This window comes from Maribacter polysaccharolyticus, from assembly GCF_028882255.1.
GTDB classification, from domain to species: domain Bacteria; phylum Bacteroidota; class Bacteroidia; order Flavobacteriales; family Flavobacteriaceae; genus Maribacter_A; species Maribacter_A polysaccharolyticus.
In genome coordinates this window covers 130,045-151,679 of record NZ_JARBUY010000005.1, presented here as the reverse complement: position 1 = coordinate 151,679, position 21,635 = coordinate 130,045, and the positions used below count along the sequence as shown (strand labels likewise).

At 41.0% G+C, this 21,635-nt stretch carries 20 protein-coding genes; 3 read left to right on the top strand and 17 right to left on the bottom strand.

Annotation, left to right across the window (positions count from 1 at the left end; genetic code table 11):
* Positions 1–14: 14 nt before the first annotated feature.
* From PHU20_RS16380 to PHU20_RS16350, 7 genes are all read right to left on the bottom strand, one after another.
* Entirely contained in the window at positions 15–1,466 is a 1,452-nt protein-coding gene (locus tag PHU20_RS16380) for an amidohydrolase family protein (RefSeq protein WP_274826484.1), read from the bottom strand.
* Between the two features lie 207 nt (positions 1,467–1,673).
* Positions 1,674–2,507: an RluA family pseudouridine synthase gene (locus PHU20_RS16375; RefSeq protein WP_274826483.1), complete on the bottom strand. Its 834-nt coding sequence runs from the start codon at positions 2,505–2,507 to the stop codon at positions 1,674–1,676.
* 188 nt (positions 2,508–2,695) lie between these two features.
* The gene (locus PHU20_RS16370) at positions 2,696–3,673 is read right to left on the bottom strand and encodes an MBL fold metallo-hydrolase (protein ID WP_274826482.1); all 978 of its coding nucleotides are present in this window, start codon (positions 3,671–3,673) and stop codon (positions 2,696–2,698) included.
* A 261-nt stretch (positions 3,674–3,934) separates the two neighbouring features.
* The gene (locus tag PHU20_RS16365) at positions 3,935–4,951 is read right to left on the bottom strand and encodes an adenosine deaminase (protein ID WP_274826481.1); all 1,017 of its coding nucleotides are present in this window, start codon (positions 4,949–4,951) and stop codon (positions 3,935–3,937) included.
* A 151-nt stretch (positions 4,952–5,102) separates the two neighbouring features.
* On the bottom strand, positions 5,103–7,031 hold the full coding sequence (locus PHU20_RS16360) for a S9 family peptidase (RefSeq protein ID WP_274826480.1): 1,929 nt from the start codon (positions 7,029–7,031) through the stop codon (positions 5,103–5,105).
* 240 nt (positions 7,032–7,271) lie between these two features.
* The gene (gene ahr, locus PHU20_RS16355; RefSeq protein ID WP_274826479.1) at positions 7,272–8,279 is read right to left on the bottom strand and encodes an NADPH-dependent aldehyde reductase Ahr; all 1,008 of its coding nucleotides are present in this window, start codon (positions 8,277–8,279) and stop codon (positions 7,272–7,274) included.
* 461 nt (positions 8,280–8,740) lie between these two features.
* Entirely contained in the window at positions 8,741–9,142 is a 402-nt protein-coding gene (locus PHU20_RS16350) for a MaoC/PaaZ C-terminal domain-containing protein (RefSeq protein ID WP_274826478.1), read from the bottom strand.
* A gap of 312 nt (positions 9,143–9,454) precedes the next feature.
* Between PHU20_RS16350 and PHU20_RS16345 the strand changes: the two genes are divergently transcribed.
* Positions 9,455–11,665: a hypothetical protein gene (locus PHU20_RS16345; RefSeq protein WP_274826477.1), complete on the top strand. Its 2,211-nt coding sequence runs from the start codon at positions 9,455–9,457 to the stop codon at positions 11,663–11,665.
* A gap of 230 nt (positions 11,666–11,895) precedes the next feature.
* On the opposite strand, the gene PHU20_RS16340 is transcribed toward PHU20_RS16345, so the two are convergent.
* Entirely contained in the window at positions 11,896–14,763 is a 2,868-nt protein-coding gene (locus PHU20_RS16340) for a bifunctional fucokinase/fucose-1-phosphate guanylyltransferase (protein WP_274826666.1), read from the bottom strand.
* Between the two features lie 300 nt (positions 14,764–15,063).
* Between PHU20_RS16340 and PHU20_RS16335 the strand changes: the two genes are divergently transcribed.
* Both PHU20_RS16335 and PHU20_RS16330 read left to right on the top strand, forming a co-directional pair.
* Positions 15,064–15,540 (top strand): hypothetical protein, encoded by a 477-nt coding sequence (locus PHU20_RS16335; RefSeq protein WP_274826476.1) that lies wholly within the window; start codon positions 15,064–15,066, stop codon positions 15,538–15,540.
* Positions 15,530–15,736: a helix-turn-helix transcriptional regulator gene (locus PHU20_RS16330; RefSeq protein ID WP_274826475.1), complete on the top strand. Its 207-nt coding sequence runs from the start codon at positions 15,530–15,532 to the stop codon at positions 15,734–15,736. The genes PHU20_RS16335 and PHU20_RS16330 overlap by 11 nt, the downstream gene beginning before the upstream one ends.
* A 44-nt stretch (positions 15,737–15,780) precedes the next feature.
* Here PHU20_RS16330 and PHU20_RS16325 read toward each other — a convergent pair whose 3' ends face one another.
* The 9 genes from PHU20_RS16325 to PHU20_RS16285 form a co-directional block, all read right to left on the bottom strand.
* Entirely contained in the window at positions 15,781–16,143 is a 363-nt protein-coding gene (locus PHU20_RS16325; protein WP_274826474.1) for a DUF2200 domain-containing protein, read from the bottom strand.
* A gap of 27 nt (positions 16,144–16,170) precedes the next feature.
* Positions 16,171–16,611 carry an SRPBCC domain-containing protein gene (locus PHU20_RS16320; RefSeq protein WP_274826473.1) on the bottom strand — a complete coding sequence of 147 codons (441 nt, stop codon included), beginning with the start codon at positions 16,609–16,611 and terminating at the stop codon, positions 16,171–16,173.
* 252 nt (positions 16,612–16,863) lie between these two features.
* The gene (locus PHU20_RS16315) at positions 16,864–17,394 is read right to left on the bottom strand and encodes a hypothetical protein (RefSeq protein WP_274826472.1); all 531 of its coding nucleotides are present in this window, start codon (positions 17,392–17,394) and stop codon (positions 16,864–16,866) included.
* A 3-nt stretch (positions 17,395–17,397) separates the two neighbouring features.
* Positions 17,398–17,811 carry a hypothetical protein gene (locus tag PHU20_RS16310; RefSeq protein WP_274826471.1) on the bottom strand — a complete coding sequence of 138 codons (414 nt, stop codon included), beginning with the start codon at positions 17,809–17,811 and terminating at the stop codon, positions 17,398–17,400.
* A 221-nt stretch (positions 17,812–18,032) separates the two neighbouring features.
* A complete protein-coding gene (locus PHU20_RS16305) occupies positions 18,033–18,221 on the bottom strand; it encodes a hypothetical protein (protein WP_274826470.1) in 189 nt (62 codons plus the stop codon).
* A 1-nt stretch (position 18,222) separates the two neighbouring features.
* Positions 18,223–18,669 (bottom strand): MoaF-related domain-containing protein, encoded by a 447-nt coding sequence (locus PHU20_RS16300; RefSeq protein ID WP_274826469.1) that lies wholly within the window; start codon positions 18,667–18,669, stop codon positions 18,223–18,225.
* 23 nt (positions 18,670–18,692) lie between these two features.
* Positions 18,693–19,568, bottom strand: a complete 876-nt coding sequence (locus PHU20_RS16295; protein ID WP_274826468.1) for a nuclear transport factor 2 family protein — start codon at positions 19,566–19,568, stop codon at positions 18,693–18,695.
* Between the two features lie 91 nt (positions 19,569–19,659).
* Positions 19,660–20,541 carry an AraC family transcriptional regulator gene (locus PHU20_RS16290; protein WP_274826467.1) on the bottom strand — a complete coding sequence of 294 codons (882 nt, stop codon included), beginning with the start codon at positions 20,539–20,541 and terminating at the stop codon, positions 19,660–19,662.
* Positions 20,542–20,770: 229 nt separating this feature from the next.
* Entirely contained in the window at positions 20,771–21,265 is a 495-nt protein-coding gene (locus PHU20_RS16285) for a GNAT family N-acetyltransferase (protein WP_274826466.1), read from the bottom strand.
* Positions 21,266–21,635: the final 370 nt, after the last annotated feature.

The window sequence follows — 21,635 nt, the reverse complement described above, 5'->3', positions numbered from 1 at the left end:
ATTTATCGTACAGCCTACTGGTCCGTACCTTTTAAAAGTTCGTCGAGGGTTTCCCGATTTATAAGTCTACCCTGTTTAATAACTGCATTGATTTTCTTGGTATGTTCAATATTTTCCAATGGATCGGCATCAAGAATAACCAAATCGGCCCACATATTTTCCTTTATCGATCCCAGTTCATCCTCAAGGCCGAAATAGGCTGCCGGATTAACCGTGGCCGTTTTTAAAGCCTCTAGCGGAGATAGTCCCGACCTTACCAAAACGGCCAGTTCTTCATGCAAACTCAAACCTGGGGTCAAATAGAAAATGGGGCAGTCGGTACCTGCCATTATTTCAATATCAGCTTGGTGTACTTTTTTTACCATCATCAATTTCCATTGTGTATATTGGCGGTCAAAATCGGATGGTGCTTTGGTCATTACCATTTCAATGCCTTTCTTCCAATCGTTTTCCATATGATCGGGTAAATAGGTGAAGCTTTTTTTCCAGTCTTCCTTTTCAAAATAGCGCTCTGTGAACATGGTATTCAATGTTATGGTCGGGATCTGCCATGTATCGTTTTTTGCCAATACCTTCAATACTTCGTCGGCCTTGACGTCATCATAATTTTCAACGGCACTTTTGCGCTGCAGGTCATGTATCTTACTCCTTCTTTGGCTTCCTGTTTCACCCAAATCGGTCGCTAGGACCCTTTGCCGTTCAAGGAACAGTTCTTCGCTGTTCGAAGCGCATGAAAGTTCCAGGTTGCGAAGGTGCTCCATACTGTTGAGACCAAGATTGGATGCACTTATGACATCCATACTTAAAGGAACATGACCGGTAACCTTAAGTCCTTTCTCCTTTCCCTGCTCAATGATTTTTGCAAAAAGTTCCGGGCTTAACATTTCGTACGCCTTAAGTAGGTCTACACCTAGGCTATCGAGTTCATTGATTTTTTGGGTTACATCTTCAATTGATCTTAGACCTACCGAAAGGGGAGGATGTCCGGCATCACTACCATCGTATACATTGGGGTGTCCGTCTAAAAGTGGGCCTGCAATCATCACACGGGGAGCTTTCGTCGGGTCGGCCAATGCTTTGTCTTTCCAATCTTTTACGAAATCGATTTTTCCTCCCGTATCCCTTACACTGGTAATACCATAGCCTAGAAATAAATCGAACATTCGCGGAGCTAAATCTTCTATATAGGCAAAATGGACATGGGCATCCCAAAGGCCGGGAATCAGATATTTGCCATTTCCGTCTATAATGGTATTTTCACTGGCTAACTTTAGTTCGGCGGAGTCACTTATTTTTAAAATCTTTCCATCTTTGATGATAACGGTTTGATTTGAGACCAGGCCAACTTCAGGATCGATTATCGAGATGTTTTCGATACAAAGGGCATCTTTAAATAATGTTCCTTGGGGCTGACAACCCCAAATGAACAAAAGATAGATATACAAGATTGGTTTCAAGACTTTCATTATGATCGGATTTAACCCAAAAAGTAGAAAAAATACTGGTGATTACCCTCAACAAGGGCTGTTAGGACGTAAGATTTCACGATTTAGTACCATACGCCCCATGTAATTGTCGGAATTGATAAATGGAAAGGTATACTCTGGTAATTCCATATTCAGGGACTATCGATTTAAGTGGTTTATCGGAGGAACGTTCGTATTTCGATCCGATTATTTTTTCAGATCGAATATTTTATTGAACCGCTTCGGTAGTTCATCTTTTAGATGCATTTCTTCATGGGTAAATGGATGTTCGAATTGTAAGGAATAGGCGTGCAAGTATAATCCTTTACCGTTTAAAATCAGGTTTTCGATGCCGTATTCCTTATCCCCCAATATGGGGTTTCCGATAGATGATAAATGTTTGCGCAATTGATGTCTTCTACCTGTTTTGGGCTCCAATCGTACCAAGTTGAGTTTGTCGAATCTTTGGGAAGGCAATGTTTCGCAAAGCGTATACACCGTATGTGATTGTTTATCGTCAACCTCTGAAGTGATTTCCCCTTTAGGTTCCATTTCCCCAATCGTAACGGCATAATAGGTTTTCTTTACCGCCCTGTGTTCAAATAGTTTATTTAACCTACGAATACTGTCGCTTGTCTTACCTACCAGTACTATGCCTGTGGTTGCATAATCCAATCGGTGAACGGGTTGTGGTGTCGTGGCATCGGGCAGATTACTTTTTTCAAGGTTTTGGTCGAGCGCATTGGCAATGGTCTTAAAACGATTTCCGCTAACCAAAATGCCCGCAGGTTTATGGATTGCTGCGAAGTGTTCGTCCTCGAATAAAACCTTAAGGGGAAAAATGGGTTTTTTCTTCGCGCCCGGTACTACCACTTGGGTTAGATGTATACATTCCCCTCCTTTTATAAACGTGGCCGTGGTGGCAAAGACATCATTTACCCTGATATACTTTTTCTTTAAGGCTTTCTTCAATGCGGATTTTGTAGGGACTGTTTTAAAAATACCTACCCCATACTCCTGAAGTCGAATGGGAGTCTCCAATTGGGGAACGATATGGGTTTCAATAGGGTCGATGTTTATGTACGATTATGTTTTACAGGTACTTTGTGTAATGACCCAAAAAAACTTCAGGATGTTTATAGGGTGTTGAAAATCAGTATTACAAATGCAATTTACAAGTAAAATATTCAATCAAAGAAATTCTGAAAGGACTTGGTTATTGCTTTAGGTCACAATTCATAGGTCGTATTCATTCTGGCAATATTGAACCCTTGTTCAAGCACGTATTGGGTTTCCTCGCTTTTGGGATCGATCAAAGGATTGGTATGGTTGAAATGGATGAAAACGATTTTGCCTTTTTCCTTTTTACTCAGTCCTTTGAACTTTTCCATACTTTCAATAACAAAAGGATGGGGTATTTCAGCCATGTCGCGGTTATTTATTTCTTTGCCATTAAAGAAAGTGGCATCTATGAATGCGTAATCTACCTGCTTTATCTCATCGATGACCTGCTTTTCCCATTTCTCCCATTTGTCGATATCCGGAATGAACAGGGCACTTTTAGTGGGCCCCTTTATCTTATATCCAACGGTTTCGGAAAATTCATCCCTATGGGGGACCTTAAAAGGGATTACTTCAATATCTTTTGATAATTGAACGGATTTTTCCTGTTCCAGTTCATTCAGTATTACATTCTGTCTTGTTACCAGTTGGCTCCAAGGCCCGTTATTAACCAGGAAATCTTTCATCTTAGGCATGATATAGAGGGGTACACCCTTGGCATCAATAGCTTCTTTTCCCAAAAACATCAATCCCGTGTAATGTCCTATGTGGGCATGGGTCAAAAAAATACCGTCTGCCAGTTCCTTATCGCTTTTCGTTTCGAGTTGGGTAAGCATCTTCATTTGTGTCACCATATCCGGGGTAGCATCAAAGAGATAGGTTTTGTCGTTTTCGGGGTCTATCAATCCCAAAGAAACTACTTTCTTCGCATGGTCGGGCTCTTCAAAAGCCTTGGCACAACAACTTTTGGTACATCCGATCTGTGGAAATCCGGCATCCTGTATGGTTCCCAGGACAACCAAGGAAACACCGTTCACAACGGGACCGTTGGTCGGTTTCGGAACCATATTATCCTTTGTTTTTTTCTCCGAACAGGAAAATAACAGTATTAAGGCGCATACAAAAAGGGGAATGTGTTTTTTCATGGTGATTCTTGATCTTGTAAAGGGACTCGGGCTATGGGTTTTTCCGACCGTAATTTAAACCTGTAAAGATAGGGGTTTCTTGACTAATGATGAATTTTCGATAGGAGGGAAAGTAAGGTCTCGGATTTATGGAAGACCCCTTTGAAAACCATGTGGAATGTTGCAAAAGCGAAACCAAAACGGGATCAGGGCACTTTGGAAATAGGTTTAAAGCTTACGCTACACTGATAAGGGGTATATCGTATCCAAGCCTTGTTTCTGCTACGGATTGAAATAGTTCTTTACCTCGGAAATCCGCAAGGCTTTGGTTTCCGGATCCAACCAACTTGCTTCAAACGCATTGATGGCCAATTGCATCAATTGATCTTTACTAAGGTCTAAACCTTTGGCCGTGGCATAATAATTCTCGTTCATGTAACCTCCAAAATAAGCAGGGTCATCGGAATGGATGGTTGCCAATAATCCTTTTTCAAGCATTTTTGAAACGGGGTGATCTTCCATTCTTTGGATGACTTTAAGTTCTAGATTGCTCAATGGGCATAAGGTTAACGGAATGTTTTTATCAAGTAACCTTTTCACCAGGTTATCATCGTCCAAACAACGATTGCCATGGTCTATCCTCACAACGTTCAATAGGTCGAGGGCTTCCCAAATATAATCAGCGGGACCTTCTTCCCCGGCGTGTGCCACCAATTTGTAACCATGGCCGGCGGCCGCTTTAAACACATTGACGAACTTACTTGGAGGATTCCCGACTTCAGAGGAGTCCAATCCCACTCCATCGATCCAATGCTTGAAAGGTAATGAGGATTCCAGGGTCTTAAAGGCTTCTTCCTCACTCAAATGGCGTAAGAACGACATGATCAATTTATAAGAAATATTCAGTTCTTTTTTGGCTCTTTCTAGGGCTGAATAAATTCCCTTAATGACAACATCGAATCCGATCCCTCTTTCGGTATGGGTCTGTGGATCGAAGAACACCTCTACATGAACAACATTTTGATCGTGCACTTTAGTCAGGTAGGCCCAAGTCAAATCGTAAAAATCCCGTTCGTGGATCAAGACCTGTGCCCCGGTGTAATAGATGTCTAGAAATTCTTGGAGATTATTGAAATTATACGCCTTTTTCAATGCTTCTACGGAATCATAATCCATGGCTATTTGATTCCTATTGGCTATTTGGAACATGAGTTCGGGCTCAAAACTTCCTTCGATATGCAAATGAAGTTCCGCTTTAGGAATACCTTGGATAAATGTTTTCAGTTCAGAAGCTTCCATGAAATGTATACTGGTTTATTGTTAAGGCGAACGAATACCCTTTAGGCCATAAGGAAACGAACCTTGCGGCTACCCTTTGGGTTTTCCTTGGGCCAAATATACACAAATGGGTTAAGAGTATTGATTGTTGAAGTAGGTCTTTACGCAGGCGTCATTTCAAATGTGCTTTAAAAAAACGGATCATATTCGGAAGCCATTCCCGGTTTCTCATTACGATATGATCATAGCCCGGATAAATTTCAAATTCATGGTTTCGGTAATTCAATGCGTCCAACATCTTTACAAGTTTGTAAGAATCCTCAATAGGTACATCATCATCATTAGTGCCATGAACGATCATTATCGGTGCTTTTAGGTGCTTTAGCTTGGCCATGATACTCGATTTTTGATACAATTCAGGACAGTCTTGGGGCAAACATCCCATAAAGGCTTCGATAACTACCCTAAATTCACTGGGTTCAAAAGCAGGAGCGTTGATATGACCGGCCTTGTATATTTCCGGTGCTTCGAGCAATGCCCGGAGTGCAAAATGCCCACCCCAACTATGTCCCATGATCCCTGTATTCCCCAAATCCATATAAGGTCTGTCCTTTGCGATTTGTTTCAAAACGGTGGTATGGTCTTCCAGTTCTACCTGTCCGAATTTTCCATAACTAAAGTCCTTGAATTTTTTTCCTCGTCCAGGGGTTCCCCTACCATCGATGAAGACTACGATAAAACCCTCCTGTGCCAATGAGTTCATTTCCCACAATTGGGGTTCCAATAAATTACGAGGGACCACATTCATGAAGTTGCCCCCGTAAATATATTCAACAATGGGATATTTTTGGATCGGGTCCAACGCCTTGGGTTTTAGGATAAGGGCCTCAAGATCGGTGGTGCCATCGGCGGCCTTTGCATTTACATACTCATAATTGAAATAATTTTCACCTACTGCCGAAAAGTTTCCTTCCCATGCCGTATCATAATATTCCCCTTGGGGCGAATACCGATCCACTTGCAAGGTTCTGGGAAGTTTGGAACGCAGTACCCAAAGCGTATCGGTATCTGTCGGTACCTTGAGTTCCATAAGCCCCGGGGTATCCACGATTTTTAGTATTTGTGGCGCATGTAAGTTGGTTTTGAATAGCTGAAGGTCGTACGGACGATCGGCATTCGAATGGGCAAGAAAGTACAACCACCCCGTTTCTTTATCTATATGGTCTATGTACGCTACAATACCGTTTTCGGTATGATCGGTCAATGGTCTTATAAGGGTACCGTCATAGTCGTAAAGATAAATCTGTTTATGGCCACTGCGCTCGCTCAACCAAGTAAATTGCTGTTTCTTATCAAGGAAAACCGCTAGATCCATATTTTGTAATGCATCGGAATACCCTTGCAATAATTCCAATCCCAATATATAGGTGTCGGCCTTTTCGGTAAGCATGGTCGTCGCCTTGCCGGTGGTAGCATCTATCATTCGTAAGTGTACTTCCTTCATAAGCCGATCGGCCGCAAGGAGATAAATTTTATCCCCTGAATTGCTCCATTCCAATACATGGATGTAGGGTAGCTCTGGCGGCAGATCTATTTTGATATGATTACCCGTCTTTTGCTCAATGATATAAAAAATGTGTTTTGGTATGTTTTGGCCCGCCCTACTATATTTTTTGGAGGTTTTGGTTTCCGGGTCCACTGTTGTAAGTACAATTTCGGGCACGTCGCGATCGTCTACCTGCTTGGCCACCAGATATCGCCCATTCGGAGACCATAAAGCATTGTCTATATGCCAATAGAATCCTTTTTCCGGAGGTAATGACCATATATGGGCATCCGATTTTTGTGCCCTCAAATAAAGCTTACCGTCAGAAGTGCCTACAAATTGCTTCTTGACCGGGGAATACCGCTCTTTTAGAGGGGGTAAATGATTGAATAAGGCCGGTCCCAATGCTTTGGCATCCGGGTGTTCTTGTGCATGGGGTTGATCCATGACCGAGGGAAACCCTTCCATTAGCGTTCGTAGTTGGCGTTGTCCCTGAGTTGTAATACTGAAGAAAAATATAAATACCAGAATGATCGGTTCTATTTTGGATTTCATGGTTTTCGTTTTTTTATGGCCGATGGGTTTTTGGAATTTTGAGGGGATGTCCCAATGGAAAGTGATCTTTGCCGAACTTCGTGGTTTGTGGGTAGCCCCTAGTGGAGCATGACCGTCTATCGAATAGCTCGGTACGGGGTTGGGCACCAGGGTCGATTTTCCGGGGAATCGACCCTTGATCCTTACCCTTGTTTCGGTTGGGTAGCAAACCACAATGAATTTTGGTACTACCGGTCACTGCTATTGAATTTTCAATACGATTCGAAATCGGGCTTTTCCTTTTTCGAGGTGTTCTATCGCTTCGTTTATTTTTTCCAATGGAAATTCCTCTATCGTCGGGTAAATATCATGTCTTACACAAAAATCGAGCATGGTCTTGGTGAGTGCGGGACTTCCCAAGGGACTTCCTCCGACCGATTTTTCACCCATGATCAAACTGAATGCGGGAATAGCCATTGGTTCCAAAACCGCACCCACGGTATGGAATTTTCCTTTGGGGGCCAAAGTCATTAAGTAGGAGTTCCAATCCAAACTCACATTGGTGGTGTTGAGGATAAAATTGAGACTACCTGCAATCGATTCCAATGCTTTGGGATCTCTTGAGTCGATTACTTTGTTGGCTCCCATGGCGAGAATCCCTTCTTTTTTATTGGGGTTCGAACTAAATGCCACGACCTCACATCCCCAATGTTTTAAGAATTTGAGTGCCATATGTCCCAAGCCCCCGATTCCGATTACACCCACACGATCGGTTGGTTTTACCCCGGAAAGGATTATTGGATTAAAGACCGTAATGCCGCCACAAAGTAAGGGCCCTGCTTTCTTTAAATCGATGCCATCGGGAAGTGGAATGGCCCATGACCAATGTCCACGTACATAATCGGCAAAGCCACCATGTCTTCCAACGATCGTGGATTCGGATTCCACACATAAATGATGGGATCCGTCCATACATTGCGGACAACTCATACATGAAGACGAAAACCACCCTAAACCCACCTGGTCCCCAATCTTGACATTTTTGACGGCCTCACCTATAGCAACGACTTCACCGATGATTTCATGACCGGGTACAATCGGATACTCCGTCATTTCCCATTCGTTGTTTATCATACTCAAATCGGAATGACAAATCCCGCAATAGGCCACTTTAATATCTACTTGCTCGGATCCCAAGGGGCCTAATTCATAGGAGAAAGGTTTTAATTTTCCATTCGGCTCTAAAGCCGCATAAGCGTTTACTTTCATGTTTTCATTGTTTTTAGTTGTTACCGACTTATTAAAAGGCCGTAAAAACATTTTCACCCCCAAAAAACGGGGTGGAAAAGAAAGACAGGCAACGTTTTATTTTTGCCGGTTTCTTTTTACGGATAACCATAAAAGGGGGAGCATTTTTGCTTTTAAAGGGTAAGAAAGCCAATGAATGTGGCAGCTGCGAACCTTGCCTACCCTTTATGAATATTTTTGGTGTAGGACCCTGACTTCCGTTTTGGTCCTTTTTTTCCTGAACCGCCATAGCGCATACAGGAAAATCATACCCTAAAATAGTTAAAATAAGGCTATAATGAAAGTGGTATCACTAACAGTTATCAACCAAAATGTACCTAGCTGCGCAACCCAGGGGTAAGGACCTGGTCTTGATTTTCGTAACGGGGTGTTCTTGATCATTAGGTATTACGGTACAGAAAGCAAAACCTTACCTCATTGCATCAGTCTTCCAGAATGTGTTTTTCCAAAACGAAGCAAACAAATTCACCTTCAAAGACCAATTCCTCTTTTTGATTTTTTACGGTAACCGACACGATTACCTTTTTTCCATTTGAATTATCACTGATGACTGCAATCGCGGTTACTTCGTCGTTTAAAACTACCGGTTTTATAAACTTTGAAGTTGCTTTTCCTAAAACCACTGTGGGTTCGTTTACAGCAAGCATGGCAGCATAATCCGCCAGTCCGAAAACAAAACTACCGTGGGAAAGATTATACGTATCAACGATCATTTCCTTGGTAATGGTCAAGGTGACCGTAGCACGATCGTCCCCGATCGATACTACAGAACCGATTAATTTTTCCGATGCCAGTTGATGTGTGTTTTGTTTTTTTGTTTCCATGTTCGTTTTATTTCCGAATTTAGTATTTATCGATAATCGATTATCTGAATTTCCCTAAGGGTTACCACTAAACGATATTCCGGGAACTGCTATCAAAAGGTTCTAATTGCAGTTCAACCGAACGGATTTAATTTATATCGGCACACCCATTTTCAATCTTTACATATTCCATGTTTTAAGAAGGCAATAAGGCCATATAAATAATCCGTAATCCTGATTATTATGGAATATTGAAAAATAACCTATGGTTGGTCAAAATTAAGGCAAGATGGTTAAATTCATGCGAAATAACCACCGGAATTATCCAATTATATGAAAAATAGATTACTGTCCGTCATTATCCTTTTATCCCTTATTTTTTATGGCATAGCAGGCTATCATTTTTTAACGGGATGGCCTCCTGTCGCAATGATGTTCATCGGTATTTTTTTGGGCTTGGTCATAAATATGGTCCTTTACGCATTATTTCTTGTCATCGGGAAACTGTTGCGTAAAATCCCTTTGAAATCCATCGTTGCCGTCCTCAGTGGTATTGGAGGTTTTATAATCCTGAAATTCGTCGGTTTCGGTTGGCCCACTTTGTTCTATAGTGCTATTGTAGCATTGGGCATTTTCTTTTGTATTGCCTTATATGGGTTTCTTGGAAAAAAATCCCTACTGACGGGTAGTGCACTGGGAATTGCACTTTTGGGGGTTGGTTATGTCTTATATACCTTGGCGGATCAAGGGACCGACCCGTTTGACAAGGAAGTTCCTTTGGCTTTTACCGATAACGATGATTTTTCATCAACCCAAGGTCAACTGGAAAATCCGGCCGCTGCCGGCCCTTATGGAGTAAGCACATTCACTTATGGTAGCGGTACCGATAAAAACCGTGATGAATTTGCCGAGGGGGTAACGTATACCACAAATCCCGTAAATGCTAAAGGGCTGATACCGGATTGGAAGGGTAAAAAGAAAAAATGGCGTGAACGATATTGGGGTTTTGGGGCCAAGGACTTTCCATTGAACGGTAGGGTGTATATGCCGGAAGGTGAGGGTCCGTTTCCTTTGACGCTTATCGTGCATGGTAACCACAGCATGATCGATTATTCCGATGATGGTTATGGTTACCTTGGGGAATTATTGGCCAGTAGGGGGATCATTGCCGTATCGGTAGATGAAAATTTCCTGAACGGTCATTGGTCTGGCGATTTTAGGGGTAAGGAAATGCCTGCCAGGGCTTGGTTACTGCTTAAGCACCTTGAACAGTGGGAAAGTTGGAACGCAACCAAAGGTCATGGGCTGGCACGGAAAGTGGATATGGACAATATAATGTTGGTGGGGCATTCAAGGGGCGGGGAGGCCGTATCCATTGCGGCTGCATTTAATAAGCTGCCCTATTTTCCCGATAATGCAAAAGAGAAATTCGATTTCGGTTTTGACATAAAAGGCGTGGTTGCATTGGCCCCTACGGATTATAGGTATGACCGAAAGATCATATTGAAGGATCTGAATTTTTTAAGCCTTCAGGGATCATATGATTCCGATGAGGTCAGTTTTTGGGGAATGCGCCCATATCACAGGTTACAGTATACCGATTCCATTTCCAGGTTTAAATCCGGGGTATATATCCACCATGCCAACCATGGTCAATTCAACTCCACCTGGGGCAATTCGGATTTTGGGGCACCGTCCAAATGGTTGTTGAACCTGGATCCATTACTTGAAGAAGGGCAACAGCAGGAAGCAGCCAAAGTATTTATAAGTGCCTTCGCAGAATCCACGCTAAAGTACAACAAAGCGTATCGGGCCGTATTCAAGAATATCGCCATTGCCAGGCCATGGTTGCCGATGGAGCACTATTTAACCCATTTTGAAGCTTCCGGATTCAAGACCATAGCCGATTTTGAAGAAGATTTCGATATTACAGGGGCAAAGGATGGAACCTTATTAAAAGCCACTGATATGGCTCTGTGGAAGGAACGGAATTTAACTACACGTGACGGGGGTTCCCAAGAAAACAATGCGCTGATACTGGGGTGGGACCATGGGGATGTTAAAAGCACGATGGCTAAAGGCACCTATAAAATATCCCTGTCAGATGCAGGTAAATCCCTTTTTGATTTGGGGTCATATTTGCAATTGACCTTAGGTGCCGGTAATCATGAATGGTTGCAAGATAATGATGCGGAAGACAAAAAGGAGGGGGGGCATGAAAAGGAAGAAAGGGAAGTACCCCGATTGGATTTCAGCATTCAATTGACCGATAGATCGGGGCAAACATCCTCCCTCAAGGTCAGTGAGGTAAAAGCAATCCCCAAGCCGTTGAAAACACGTTTTACCAAATTCAAATTTTTGGATAAGGAAATGATCGGTGAAGATTGGGAAGTACAGCTGCAGACCTATCACTTTCCCTTGGAAACATTTATGGATAGGAATGCCGATCTGGATTTGGAACGGGTAAGTACTATTGAATTCATTTTCGATCAATCTCCGTATGGGGTTGTGGTAATGGACCGTATTGGGGTTGGTATGGAATAGTTGGGAATTGGGGTTGGCGGCCATTGCGGATAGCCACAACAATCGGTTGCCCCAATGCTTTTGAAATTTTAGACCTAGATCATGCCCCTATCCTAAATCCCTGTCCGGATTTCCTGGTTATAGGGGCATTGCCTACGGTAGTTGAAATGTACACCACGTCCCAAAAAGTCACTTTCAGGTTGATGTTATATATGTCCGAAGCACTCGTAACTTCCCTTGGTTGATCCTTATCACGATCGGGTAACTTGAAAACCGGTAGGGGATAAATCGATATCAACAAAACGCGCACGGTTGTTAATAGGGTTGTTATGTAATGTTTTTCTTATGATTCCGGCGGCCTGAGGGTCTTTGGCGATAATGAAGAGGTAACCACCTCCACCGGCACCGGGAAGCTTATAGGCTGCCGCATGATCCTTGATCATAGCGATGATTTTTTCAACTCCGGGAGGATTGATACCTTGGTCCAATTTCTTTTTCTGCTCCCAGGTAAGATTGACACAATCGCTGAAATCATTAAAATTACCGCTTTGCAATACCTTGAAGGTTTCAAAGGCATGCTGCTTGATGTCCTTAAGGATCTTTGTGTTTTTGGATTCGTTCAAGAACATGCCCGTTACAATTTCAGAAAGTATGTTCTTGGCCGTACGGGTTATTCCCGTATAGTAAAGCAACATACAGGCTTTGTTCTCGGGTTTCGAAAAGATAAACTCCGGGGCCCAACTTATATTCGGCGTCTGGTTGCCCCCTTTTTGCGTTTCGATCAATTTAATACCGGGTAAGATACCCCCGAATTGATCCTGCCAACCCCCACCGGTCGTCAATAACTGTTCAAGGACCAATGTTCTTTGGTTGAGGTCGTTTTGGTCCCAGTTCAATCCACAGAAATTTGATAAGGCCCCGAGTACGGTCGCCGATAAAATAGAGCTGGTGCCAAGACCGGAGCCTTTGGGTATTGCCGCCAGCATGGTTATTTCAATGCCGGAGCCGAAAGCTTTTAAATGCTCTTCGAGACTTTTATAGGGACTTTTTTCGTTGAACCCCGATATATACAGGGCTGCTTTGGGAATCGAGAAAGCGGAACCTACTTGTTTGAATTGAGATATTTCTTGGTAGGTGGTAACATCTTCACGTACGCCGATATCAATGGAGCGTAGAATGACTTTATATTCTTTTGAGGGTTTAATGTATACTTGAAGGGGAGGCTGCCCATTTAAATTTATGGCCATATTTACGACTGCTCCTCCGTAGGCAATGCTATAAGGCGGGGTGTCGGTCCAACCTCCTGCAAGATCAATCCTAACCGGACTTCTTCCCCAAACGATTTGATCTTGAAAAACGTTCAGTTGGGGTTCGGGTTGCTCATAGCCAAGGCTATCCACAATAATATCACTTAATAAATTGAAGGCTTTTTGTTCTTCAAGGGTATTGTCCTGGTTTAAATATTTTTTGATTTTAGCCTGGAACATGTACTCTTGCATTTGCAGGAAGGAATTGTCAAATGAAAGATGGGGCTTTAAATCGATGTTATGCTGGGCGACATGTTCGGCGATATAATTCAAATCGGACTGATAGAAAACGCTTTTTGCGTAATTCTGATGAAGTTGTACGATATTCTTACTTCTGAACAATTCCCGCTGATCGTATAAGCGACTTAAAGACGCTTTTTTTGAAATGTCATTGGCCGATAAGCGTTCACTCGAAAGCCAAAGCGATGATAGGGTTTTGTCTTCCGTAGGATCTATCATCCAAGACAATAAGGCTTCGAACGAATCGGTCAACGTTAAGACCGGGAAAATAGGGGCGGCCTGCAAATCCGTGTTTTCAGGGAAATCCAAATCCTTGAACGATAGATGGCGTTGGGAGAGCCATTGATTGAAACTATCTCCTTGCCAATTCGTGGTGTCGTCATTTACCGGACCTCTAAAAGCATCGTGAAAACCGTACGGACGTATGCAATAGCTGTCTTCTTCAATGGGTACGATATCCAAGCACACCCCATTGGGCAGATTCACGGTCCAATTGTTTTTGGGGATTCCCGTAATAATGTGTTCCGATTGTAAGCTCCAATTTTCACCAATGAACGAATTCTCGATCCATAAATTACGCTGATCTGTCCGCAACTTGATTTTAATATCCGCATTCTGGACGAACATGGATGGATGGGGTTTGTCATCCTTGTGTAAAATGGATCTTTGGTCTATGATCCTATTTTGAATGGACAGGGTTGAGGAAATCAATTCCCTACTGGTACCAAAATGATAGAATTCACCTTTAGGTAACGGTAAGATCGCAATTTTCAAGGCATTGATTTCCGGGTTCTTCCCAGTGGTTTCGCTACCCATATTAAGTCCGAAATCGCCATATAGATCATAAAAATCGAGGTTTTCAGGTGTACTCAATTGTCCGTTTTCGTCTAAGGAATAGCCAGAGTGTTTTAATAGCACGTTCACGGCCTTATCGCTTAACACCCAAATACCGATATCCATAAGGAATAATTGGTCCCGTGATAAATCTTTCAAAAGTTGGGGTGAGGGTTTTTGAAGCATGTACAATAATTCTTCGGAAGCATTTTTGTTACAAACAAAAACCCCATGGTTACTTGCCAATTCGGCATTGGCCCATAAGCCATAACAAACGATGTCAACATCCGGAAGTGCTTTGCTATCCTCATCGGATTGAATATAGACGTCCCCACTGGCAATCAAGGTATTCAGATGCTTAGGGGATTTTTGAAGTATTTTTTCATAAAGCGGAATTTGTAGGTCCAAGAGGTTTTGGTTTATTTTTTGACCTCTTTCCCATCTAAAAACAGGAATGGGGGTCAATATCTTCCCCGATGGGGCATAGGCAGGTAAGCGTCTACTCTGTCCGCCCGCATGCATGATGATCCTTTTCTCTTTTTTTAACCAGTCCCCAAAATGGGTATTGGAGTTTTTCCACATTTCCTTTAATAACCATGCCGTTCCCCCGCCGGAACCTACATGGCTACCTTCCGGATCCGATGTACAAAACCAGGATTCCTCGTCTTTGTTTTCTATTTGATGAAAGTACTTTACAAGATTAAGCGGTAAGGATAAGAGTTTTTTCATGGTTTTGATAATGGACCGTTTTGTTGGGTTAAATAGTATGGCTTGCTCAAAAAAATAGTCGTCCTTTTTTAGGACATGCCTAAATTCAACAATTATTCGTTAACTACCACCGATTTGGGGTATAATTCTCTTTTTATCGTTCTTTTTAATCCTGCAATAGGTAAGTGAACCCCTTAAGATGCCGCTTTTGTGGGCTTTATAAATGAATAGTATTCGATTTATGAGTATATTATGTTTTACAAAAAGTAAAATAAACTTGTCATAATGATAAATATTTTTTACTTTTGATAGCGGATTAAATTTTTGATCATGAAATTGAATTATCTTTTTCCCAACAAATACAAGAAAATCGGATGGATACTGCTGATTCCGTCCGCGATCCTTGGTTTAATAACCCTTATTTTGGATTACGAACCTGGATTTTTGGATTTTAAGGTACCGGCTGTATTTATTGATGGGATTTTTGCGGATAAGTATTTCTATGGAATAATAAGCAACAATATCTTGAACGAAATTCTTGGTGTTTTCACTATCATTGGTTCACTAATGGTTGCTTTTTCCAAAGAAAGGTCCGAGGATGAATATATTTCAAAAATCCGATTGGAGTCATTGGTTTGGGCGGTCTATGTAAACTATGCCATTCTATTGATCTCCTTTTTGTTCATATATGACCTGTCTTTTTTATGGGTCATGATATTTAACATGTTCACGATTCTGCTGTTCTTCATTATTCGATTCAATTGGCAAATTTCCAAACTTAAAAAGTTAGCCGGTCATGACGAATAGCATTAAGGTAGAACGGGCCAAGAAAAATATTACGCAAGCGCAATTGGCGGCATTGGCCAAGGTGAGCAGACAGACCATTAACGCCATGGAATTGGGTAAATATGTGCCTTCAACGGTATTGGCGTTGCGATTGGCCCAAATATTCGAGGTGGAAGTAAGTCAGCTCTTTACTTTGGAGGAATCGGATTGGGAGTAGGCCATTTTTGCAAATTCGGTCGTACATTGGGATGGTTGTTTCCTTTATTCCCGTAGGATTTTCTCCATTTTACGGCCTCTAGCCAATTCATCGACCAGTTTGTCCAAAAACCTTACCTGTTGGGTCAAGGCGTTGTCTATTTCCTCGATGCGATATCCGCAAATGACCCCTTTGATCAAGTGGGCTTTTGGATTCAGTTCCGCCTTATCAAAGAAGGTTTCAAAAGTTGCCTTGGCATCAATGAATTCTTGCACTGTGGTTTTATCGTAACCGGTCAACCACTCTATGACCTGATGCAGTTCGGCAACCGTTCTGCCTTTCTTTTCCACCTTTGTCACGTAATGGGGATATACCGAGGCAAAAGTCATTTTTGCGATACGCTCATTGTGTTTTGGCGTGGTTTTCATTTAGGGTACCTTTCAATGTTCGATAATTCAATCTTTTTTCATAAAATCAAAAGCCCCTTTTCGAAGTTGAATTCCGTACTCGAGATAGGCTTTCATACAGGCAAGGAAATTGGCCCATCCCCCTGTGTTACTTATGACCCATTCGAGATTTTTTACACCGAATTCCCGCTCTGTTTCCGTTACTTTTACGATAGTGCTTTTGTCAGTTTGGGCTTCCAATATAATTTGGACGGCCGTATCGGGATCCCAAACGAAGGTAATTGAACGATTGGGTTCGATGTTGACGTTTTTGATCGGATATTTGTCATCAAATTCGGGAAATTTCCAAATAACGTCTTTTCCCGACTCCAATCGCCCACTACTTTCCGAAATGAAATACTGGGTCAATTTTGCAGGATCGACGATTCCTTCAAAAACTTCATTGATCGGTTTTTGAATTTGTAGGGTTGCATTGGATACAAGTTTCATATTGCCTGGTTTTGATTGTTGGACAATTTTGGTATAGTACTTCCCGTAAACAGCAAAAAGGCTGTATAGCGACCTTTGTAGGTATTAAGTTACTAAATTTTTAATTAAGTCGATATTCTAGGGAAATTATCACGAAACAATGGTGTCAAAGCCGGGTAAAACCACAGGTGGTACGCAATTACTTGTACAAAGGGGGGTACAAGGTGGTCGAATTCATCGATTCGCGAAAAGTGGACAATGCAGTATACAGGATTACCGTTGTGTACTGTGGTTTTCTTTTTCAAAATGTTTTAATACCCGTAAAGCCCGTAAGGTATTCCATCTGCTTGGGGTGCCGGCTTTCTCCATTATCAAGTGTACTTGTCCGGGATGGGCTGCTTGCATATTCCAGGTACCGTTCTTATTTCTTTTTTTCAATAGGACTTCCAGTGCCTTTTTCATCCTTTCATCCCATGTTCTTCCGGTATATTGAAAATAGTCCAATGCACGTAAAATATCGTATTTCCATCTACTTGGATAAGCTAATTTTAAAAAGTCTTTGGATATGATTTCTCCCGATCGGTCGGAAAGGAACAAGTTGTGTAGCAGAATGAATTCTTCTGCACTTTTTTGGGCTTCTGAAATTTCATGGTTCCGATAGTCGTATCCGGCTTTTTTAAATTCACAGAGTCCTTCAAGTACCGATAGGGTAGCGTGTAGGGAGCTATGTCTTGCACCGTTTCTTTTGGTCCGGCAATTGAATCCGCCGTCAGGCATTATTTCCTCCAAAAGGCAGTCAATCATTGATTACAACTCCTTTTCCGGGGTTTTGAAATATGTGGCATAGTTCAAGAACATGCCATTGACACAAACATCACTGTGTAGTGAGGTGGAGGGGCCAAGTCGTATTCCTCCATCTTTGGCTTTTGAACTACCCAGAACCTGTTTGATTGATTCTTTTACGATTTCGTTGTTAGGGCTTAGATTCAGATTTCTGAGGTCGAGCAGGGTATAGTGGGTTGAAATCCACTTGGGGTAATAGAACCTTTCTCCCCAATGGCCATTTGGTTTTCTTTGGGACAAGAAATGTTTGCCCCAACCTTCAAATGCAATTCTGGCCTGCAAGTCGTTCCTATGCTTACCTAATAAATCACGGTAAACCTGATAACGTATTGATACATCACCCTCAAGTAACCAATCTATGATTTGCTTTTCGTTCATCACTAACTACAGCCAACGTTTTCGGGTTTGCCACGTGGGGCAGGCAAGGAAACTTTTCGTTTCCGCCTGCTTCAGAGGTAGCTTTTTTTTTCTCCAAAGGGAAAATTGTACATTTCGCTCTCGCATAATGTACAATTTAGTTATAATATAAAGATAAACAGCCTTTTCGATTCGGTCCTAAAGTGCATGTTGCGTTTGGGTTTTGCCGTAAACCGATATTGTTATTTGGATCCTTCAAGTTGCTTTTCCAATTGCGCCGCTTTTACCTTGCATTTCCGCAATGCTTTTTTCAACTGATCTATTTTTATTATCAATTCATCATCTTGAATGGTTTCATAGGTTATTTCCTCATTCGTTTCCTTTATTTTTGAGGTACTGCCACAAGTTGGGCAAGTTGCTACGTTGCTCATCTTACTTCTTCTGTAAATGGTCTATGACACCGGTCAAGAATACCGTTTTTAAGCTTCTTTCGGGTTTATTTTCATAGCCTACGATGATAGAACTATGTACCATCATTTTTTCAAAATCAAAAACAATGGTCAAATAATCCTTTAATCCCGTTTCATGCCAATTGACGATATAAAGATTATCTCCGATTTTACATGAGCGGTAAGGAATGTCTGTATTTCCTCTTCCTTTTCCAGGTCCGGTAATCCATTCATAGTTGGCTTTTCCATTGTAAAACCCCATATGTATGGCTTTGCCATCTTGGTATTGGAAATTCAGGGAATACCCGTCCAAAAAATGTTCTGCCTCTCCAAATTGAAATTCATTTTCGTTTGTTGTATTGGTTTGGGCGAAACTTTGTCCGACGCAAAATACTACGATACAGATAAATAGGATTGATTTCGGTTTCATTTTTTTTGATTTTAAATTCATGTTTAGAAATTAAATTTTCCGTTTGTGTTTTTTCTTTCGGCCTCTGGTAAAATGGTTTCGATGGTATCCCAGTGCTCTGCGATCTTATCATTTTCTATCCTGAACAGGTCATAAAATGATGTTGGCTTTCCCGCAAATGTTCCTTCGCTTACCGATAAAACAAAATTACCTTCTCCTAAAATGATATGGTTTTTTTCAAACACCATGGTAATCCCTTGTTTTGCCAATTCTTCCAAGGCTTTTCCCAATCCGGAAACTCCGTCACCAATCATAGCATTGTGTTGAATGTATTTGTCACCATCAAAATAGTTGTGCATTTTGTCAAACTCGCCTTTGATTAAAATGGTATTGATAAAATCTTTTACCAAAGCTTTGTTTTGTTCTGTTTTATCCATATCCGAAGCTTTTGTAACCCCATCTGATTGTGTTCTACCACTTGGATTTGTAGTAGCTAGATCGGAAAAATTATCCCAATGTTCTACAATTCGACCATTTTCAAATTTAAAGATGTCAAAGCCTATTTTTGGTCCAAAAAAGTCATATTCCGTATGTGTAAAGGTGTAATCCCCATCTTGATATGAACGGATTACATTTGCTTTGAAACCTCCTTTTGGTGCGTGGTGCAATACTTCGCCAAAGCCTTCCAATCCATCGGCTACTGCAAGATTGTGTTGCTTGTAGTTGGTCGGGTTGATGTATGAAATGGTCGATTTGTCACCGGTTTCTAAACTAGTGATCAATGCCACTGCTTTTTCTTTGTTTGTTAATGCTGTTATTGTTTCCATTTTTCCTGATTTTTCAATGTTAATGTTTTTGTCTTGTGCGTGGCTAACTGCTATTAAAAGGGTAATGGCAACAGTGGTAATCATTCGGTTCATTTTTTTGTATTTTAAATCTGATACAAAGATGAAGCGACCAGGACTTATGGAAAAGATGAAAACCGGTATTAAAATGGTTAAAGTTGAACCATTAATCTTTAGAAAGTAATTTTATAAAGGATTTTGGGGTTAATCCTGTCTTTTTTTTAAAATATTTGGTGAAGTTTGTTGGGTCTTCAAACCCTAATCTATACGCTAATTCAGAACTGTTTGTCGTTGAATTGATCAAATTTCGCTTCGCTTGAAGAATGACAAAATCATCAATGACGTTTTTGGCCGTCTTATTCATCAATTCCCTACAAATGGTATTTAAATGCTTATAGCTTATCGCCAGTTCTTTGGCGTAAAAATTTGCGCTTCTGCTTTTGGTTAGGTTTTTCTCTATAAGTGAAATGAAATTTTGATAAAGGGCGACTTTAGGGGAATCCGAAATATGGAAGGTTAGATTTTGTTTTAGATTCTCTGCTTTTGATATCAAAATCGTCAATAGTGAATTGATAATGATTGCATGATTGAAAGTATGGGGATTGCCATATTCCTTGAGTAGTAGATTAAAATAGGCTATAAAATCGGAATTTTGGGGAATTTGAAGAATAGGTGAAAACAACTCTGGGTTAAAAAGTCTAAATACAAAGTCATCTGTTAAATTGGAGAAGCTATTCACAAAATATTCCTCGGTAAATAGGATACAATAGCCTTTTAATTCTTCTGAAAACTCAAAAGCATTGATTTGGTCTTTGGTGAGGTAAACCAAGCTATTTTGTTGTACGGGGTACCAATTGAAATCGATAAAATGTCTTCCAGAGCCTTGTGTAAAAAAAATGAGATTATAAAATTTAACCTGATGGGGTAATTCAGGATGGTGTTTGTGTTTGTTTTTACTTTTAGCGATTTGTTCAATAGGTACAATTTCAAAACCAATATTGTCGGTTGTTGCAGATTTAAATGTTATATGTGGTATGTCTTTTGCCATAGTACCTACAACTGATGGGCCAAGCGTAGTGCGGAGGTTAGGAAACCATTGGTTTCTGACTGAGCGCTAAGCTATAGCGTATTGATTTTGTTTTTCTTTTTTCTCCAAAGCGAAAATCCAACATTTTGTAATCGCATGATTTTCATTTTAGCGACCCCATAAAGATACATAGCCCTTTGGATTCGGCCTAAAAGTGCGCGTCGTATTTGGGTTATGTAGCGGTTGGTTCTTATTGTTCTCCTTTTAGGTTTTTATACATGATATAGGTGTCCACCATTCCTAATTCAGCATGTCGAAATCCTTTAGGTGTGGTTCCGATTATTTCAAATCCGTATTTTTCCCATAATGCCACGGCTATTTTGTTGGTACTTACCACAATATTGAATTGAATCCCTTCAAATCCATTTTCCTTGGCCGTTTCAAGAGAGTGTTCACAAAGTTTTTTTCCTATTCCCTTCCCTTGGGCGTTGGGGTTTACCATATAACTACAATTGGCAATATGGTTTCCCAAATCAATTTGGTTGGGTTTGATAATATAGGTTCCCAGTATTTGTCCGTCCTCTTCCAGGACATAGGTTTCCATATAGTCGGCAAACCAATGTTTTTTCAGGTCTTTTTTTGGAGTATTGGGATGAAAGACATAGGTGTCCCCAGTTTTAATGACTCTGGAGAATATTTCCCAAACTTTGTCAAAATCGGATGTTATTGCTTTTCTGATATTCAATTTCGTTCTTCTTTAATTTCACTTATGGTTTTTTGTTGCAGTGGTAGCGCATTTTGATGTACTTTTTCGATTAGGGACAAAGTTACTTAAGCGCACAAATTATTCGGTTAGCTTTAACCGTAATGGCGTTTTACAGGAGGTTTTATGGGCATTGGTTTTTCTTTTTGAATACAAAGGATATAAGTCTTGGTATTTCTTTTTCAGAATTTGCGTCAAACCATTCATTAATTTCGATAATCTCATCGCCATATTTCAATCGTTCCTTCATTATGGGGTTCCAAACGAATTCTCTATGACTTTATATTTCAAAATTGAATTCTGTGTATTGATTTTATGGGATATGAAAGGGAAGGGGAGGACTCGACTAAAT